Source organism: Proteus sp. PR00208 (assembly GCF_016238545.1).
Taxonomy (GTDB): Bacteria; Pseudomonadota; Gammaproteobacteria; order Enterobacterales; family Enterobacteriaceae; genus Proteus.
Window position 1 is genome coordinate 1 of sequence record NZ_JAEHQE010000041.1, and the last position, 4,164, is coordinate 4,164.

The window sequence follows — 4,164 nt, forward strand, 5'->3', positions numbered from 1 at the left end:
TTTAAATTGTCCCTCTAAGACACGGAATCGGTGGTTACACCACATCAACCAAGCAGTAAGTAAATTAGCGATTTGCTAGTGCTTGTTAAGATTTTAATCAGGGAGGCAAGAACATGAAGGAGTGGTGCTGATAGGCAGATTCGAACTGCCGACCTCACCCTTACCAAGGGTGCGCTCTACCAACTGAGCTATATCAGCACATCTGGAGCGGGCAGCGGGAATCGAACCCGCATCATCAGCTTGGAAGGCTGAGGTAATAGCCATTATACGATGCCCGCAGAACTCGGCTACCTGACTTAAAATCAGCTTTGTATTCTACTTAAGTGTTTACTATTTGAAAACACTTAAGTTAGGAATTAATGGTGGTGGGAGAAGGATTCGAACCTTCGAAGTCTGTGACGGCAGATTTACAGTCTGCTCCCTTTGGCCGCTTGGGTATCCCACCAAACCTAATTTTTAATGGTGCCGGCACCAAGAGTCGAACTCGGGACCTACTGATTACAAGTCAGTTGCTCTACCAACTGAGCTATGCCGGCTAAGTGGTGCGCATTCTAGGAGGACTTTCATCATGATGCAACAAAAAAATTGCGATATTTGTTCTTTTGCTTAGATTTTGTTCATTTTTGATTGAATTGTTGATTTTTTAGGAAAAAAACGACCAAAATGCCAACAAAAATTCATAATAGATTAGCAAGCTAATTTATCTATCCAGCCCCAAATTTATTAACCATCAATAAATTTTTAGAAAAAAGATTGATTGCACCCTTGTTAGTCTACGCTAAAAAATTATTTTCATGACTATTTTTTATACTTTTTTTACAGATTTATTCAGTTCGTGTCAAAAAAAGTAGAAAAAATTTAAAAAATATCTACGCCTAAGAGTCATCACTCGTTATGATGCTGTTTATTTTTTATCGGATACGGGTGTTTTAAACAGCCTGTCCAACCTGCGAATACTAGGCAGATGTTGGCTTATGAATAACAAAGAACGCTTTATAACCCCTTATTTAGAATTTGACAGAAAGCACTGGGCAACGTTAAGAGATTCCGTTCCTTTAACGTTAACCGAAAAAGAGATTGCTGATTTAAAAGGGATTAACGAAGAAATTTCTATTGATGATGTAATTGAGATTTATCTTCCTCTTTCAAGATTACTCAATTTTTACATAAGTTCTAACTTACGTCGTCAAGCCGTCTTAGAGCAGTTTCTTGGAACAAGAAGCGCCAAAATCCCCTACATTATTGGTATAGCGGGTAGCGTTGCTGTTGGCAAAAGTACCACAGCTCGTTTGCTACAAGCACTTTTAACCCGTTGGCCAGAACATCGTAAAGTTGATTTAATTACTACTGACGGCTTTCTTTTACCTAATGCAGAGTTAAAGAAACGCGGAATAATGAAAAAAAAAGGATTTCCCGAATCCTATGATATGCATAGTCTTGTCTCCTTCGTTTCTGATATAAAATCAGGCAAGAAACAAGTAACAGCCCCTGTCTATTCTCATTTAGTGTATGACATCATTCCAGATAAAAAACAGGTTATTGAACAACCTGATATTTTGATCCTTGAAGGATTGAATGTATTACAGAGCAATCAGGATTATCCTCATGACCCACATAATGTTTTCGTATCAGATTATGTAGATTTCTCCATTTATGTTGATGCTGAAGAAGAATTACTAAAACACTGGTATATCAGTCGCTTTTTAAAATTTAGAGAAGGTGCGTTTACTGATCCTGAATCGTATTTTAATAATTACTCTAAATTAAGCAGAGAAGAGTCTATTGAAATAGCGTCTTCAATTTGGCAAGAAATTAATGGTTTGAATTTGAAACAAAACATTCTGCCTACGAAAGAAAGAGCGAGTCTTATTCTAACCAAAGGCCAAAATCATACGATCACCAATGTTAGATTACGTAAATAAATCTAAACAATTATCAGTGTTTTATCTACGTATTATTATGTTTTAGTTATTAAAAAATAGTATTGAGAAATAAAAAGCTTTCCAGTTTAGGAAAGCTTTTTATTTTTAGATGTTCGATGCAATTTAAGGTATTACGACGCACTTCTCAGTGAAATCTCACCACCTATATAAGGTATGATTTTCCCATCTTGTTCTAAAAGTAGAGCACCTTGATCATTGATACCTTTGGCAATACCAAAGATCTCTTTTTCACCAATAATAAGCTTCACTCGGCGATCCATAAAATTATCTAAACGTTTCCAACGCTCGATAAACACAGATAACCCTTGTTTTTCAAATTGAACAAATGCATCTCTTAATGCATTTGTAATTTCACAAGCAAGTTCATTTCTGTCAATTTTAATACCAACTTGCTCTAAATTAATCCATTGTTGGTTAATGGCTTCATTTTGATTTTTACTCATCGCGATATTGATACCAATACCTGTGACAATATGAGCAACATCACCTGTTTTTCCTGTTAGCTCAACAAGAATGCCTGAAAGCTTTTTATCATTTAAATAGAGATCGTTAGGCCATTTAACTTTAACACCATCTGCGCCAAGTTTTTGCAAAACTTCAGCCATAATAACACCGACAACTAAACTCAATCCTATTGCAGCAGCAGGTCCTTGATCGAGTTTCCAATACATACTCAAGTATAAATTTCGACCAAAAGGCGAGATCCATTGACGCCCTCTTCTACCTCGTCCAGCAGACTGATATTCAGCAATACAGACATCACCCGATTTTAATTCGCTAATACGTTGGATTAAGTATTGGTTTGTAGAATCTATAACAGGAATAACTCTTGCAGGTTCACCGTTGATGTTCTTGTTTACACTATTCACATTTAACAAATTCATAGGGGCATCTAGTTGATAGCCTTTTCCTGCGACAGTTTGAACATCAATACCCCAACTGCGTAATGTCTGAATATGCTTATTAATGCCTGCGCGTGTCATTCCTAAGCTTTCGCCTAGTTGCTCCCCTGAATGGATATTTCCGTCAGCAAGGAGCTCAATTAATAATAAAGGAGTAGGTGTTTCTTTCATGAAATAGCATCCACTGCATTGATTTCGCCATGTTGACCAATAAAGCGAACTTCTGGCTCTAATTGTACGCCGAAGCGCTCGAAGACTTTTTGGCGTATATATGCCGCTAAATTAACAATGTCTTTGCCTGTAGCTAAACCGTCTTTGTTGATGAGAACAAGTGCTTGCTTCATATGAACAGCCGCACCACCAATCTGATGGCCTTTAAGGCCACATTGATCAATTAGCCAACCCGCAGCAAGTTTTACACCATCTTGTTGAACATATTGAGGACAGAAGGGATATTCTGCTTTTAAATGTTGTGCAATACGAATATCAACAATTGGATTCTTGAAAAAGCTGCCTGCATTGCCTGTTATGGTAGGATCGGGTAGTTTACTCGTTCTCATAGCGCACACAGATCCAAACACATCTTTTGGCGTTACCGTTTCTAATGATAATTTTGATAGATCACCATAGGTAAGGATAGGCTCCCATTTTTTACTAAGCTGTAAGCCAACAGCAATAATCGCAAAGCCTTGCTGGTAATGATGTTTAAAAATACTATCACGATAACCAAATTGGCACGCTTCATTTGTCAATCGACTAACATGCCCAGTACTTAATTCAATAATATCCACATAAGCACAAATATCTTTTAATTCTTTGCCATAAGCGCCGATATTTTGTATTGGTGCTGAGCCCACATTTCCTGGGATCAGCGCTAAATTTTCCAGTCCATAGATATTTTTTTCTAACAGATATTCAATAAGTGCATGCCAGTTTTCGCCGGCACCAACATGGACAGACCAATATTGTTCATCCTCAGTAATTTCAATACCAGCAATACAGTTGCGAATAACAATACCATTAAAATCTTCTGTAAATAATACGTTGCTACCGCCACCTAGAATAAGAGTTGGCAATTTCTGCTCATGGGCATTTTGCCAATATGTACAAAGCTCATCTTTATTATTTGCAGTTTTTATTTGGTGAGCTTTTGCTCTCAAACCAAATGTATTAAATGCTTGCAATGAAACCGATTCTTTCATGAAAGTCTACCTCATTTAGCTGATGGCTTAGTTTAACAGCCAAGCATCGTCGAGGATAGCAAAGTGATAGGTGATTAGTTTGGAGATATTACATCTGCATTTCAGATGTCTTAGAAT

General features: G+C 37.2%; 3 protein-coding genes and 4 tRNA genes. 1 reads left to right on the forward strand and 6 read right to left on the reverse strand.

What is annotated here, in order from left to right:
* Nucleotides 1-122 precede the first annotated feature (122 nt).
* The 4 genes from JEP36_RS17450 to JEP36_RS17465 all read right to left on the reverse strand — a co-directional run bounded on the left by JEP36_RS17450 (nt 123) and on the right by JEP36_RS17465 (nt 536).
* A tRNA-Thr gene (locus JEP36_RS17450) sits at nt 123-198 on the reverse strand.
* A gap of 5 nt (nt 199-203) precedes the next feature.
* Nucleotides 204-278 (reverse strand) — tRNA-Gly (locus JEP36_RS17455).
* An 82-nt stretch (nt 279-360) separates the two neighbouring features.
* Nucleotides 361-445, reverse strand: a tRNA-Tyr gene (locus JEP36_RS17460).
* Nucleotides 446-460: 15 nt separating this feature from the next.
* Nucleotides 461-536: transfer RNA gene (locus tag JEP36_RS17465), tRNA-Thr, on the reverse strand.
* A 438-nt stretch (nt 537-974) separates the two neighbouring features.
* Here JEP36_RS17465 and coaA point away from each other — a divergent pair.
* Nucleotides 975-1,922 (forward strand): type I pantothenate kinase, encoded by a 948-nt coding sequence (coaA, locus tag JEP36_RS17470; protein WP_088494065.1) that lies wholly within the window; start codon nt 975-977, stop codon nt 1,920-1,922.
* A 131-nt stretch (nt 1,923-2,053) separates the two neighbouring features.
* Here coaA and birA read toward each other — a convergent pair whose 3' ends face one another.
* Both birA and murB read right to left on the reverse strand, forming a co-directional pair.
* Complete coding sequence (gene birA / locus JEP36_RS17475; protein WP_198621074.1) at nt 2,054-3,016, reverse strand: bifunctional biotin--[acetyl-CoA-carboxylase] ligase/biotin operon repressor BirA; 963 nt, start codon at nt 3,014-3,016, stop codon at nt 2,054-2,056.
* Nucleotides 3,013-4,047, reverse strand: coding sequence for a UDP-N-acetylmuramate dehydrogenase (gene murB, locus JEP36_RS17480; protein ID WP_198621075.1), 1,035 nt, complete (start codon nt 4,045-4,047; stop codon nt 3,013-3,015). The genes birA and murB overlap by 4 nt, the downstream gene beginning before the upstream one ends.
* Nucleotides 4,048-4,164: the final 117 nt, after the last annotated feature.

Excerpts from the sequence above, each read along its gene's own strand:
- coaA (WP_088494065.1), top strand. The coding sequence starts at position 975 with ATGAATAACAAAGAACGCTTTATAACCCCTTATTTAGAATTTGACAGA.
- birA (WP_198621074.1), bottom strand. The coding sequence starts at position 3,016 with ATGAAAGAAACACCTACTCCTTTATTATTAATTGAGCTCCTTGCTGAC.
- murB (WP_198621075.1), bottom strand. The coding sequence starts at position 4,047 with ATGAAAGAATCGGTTTCATTGCAAGCATTTAATACATTTGGTTTGAGA.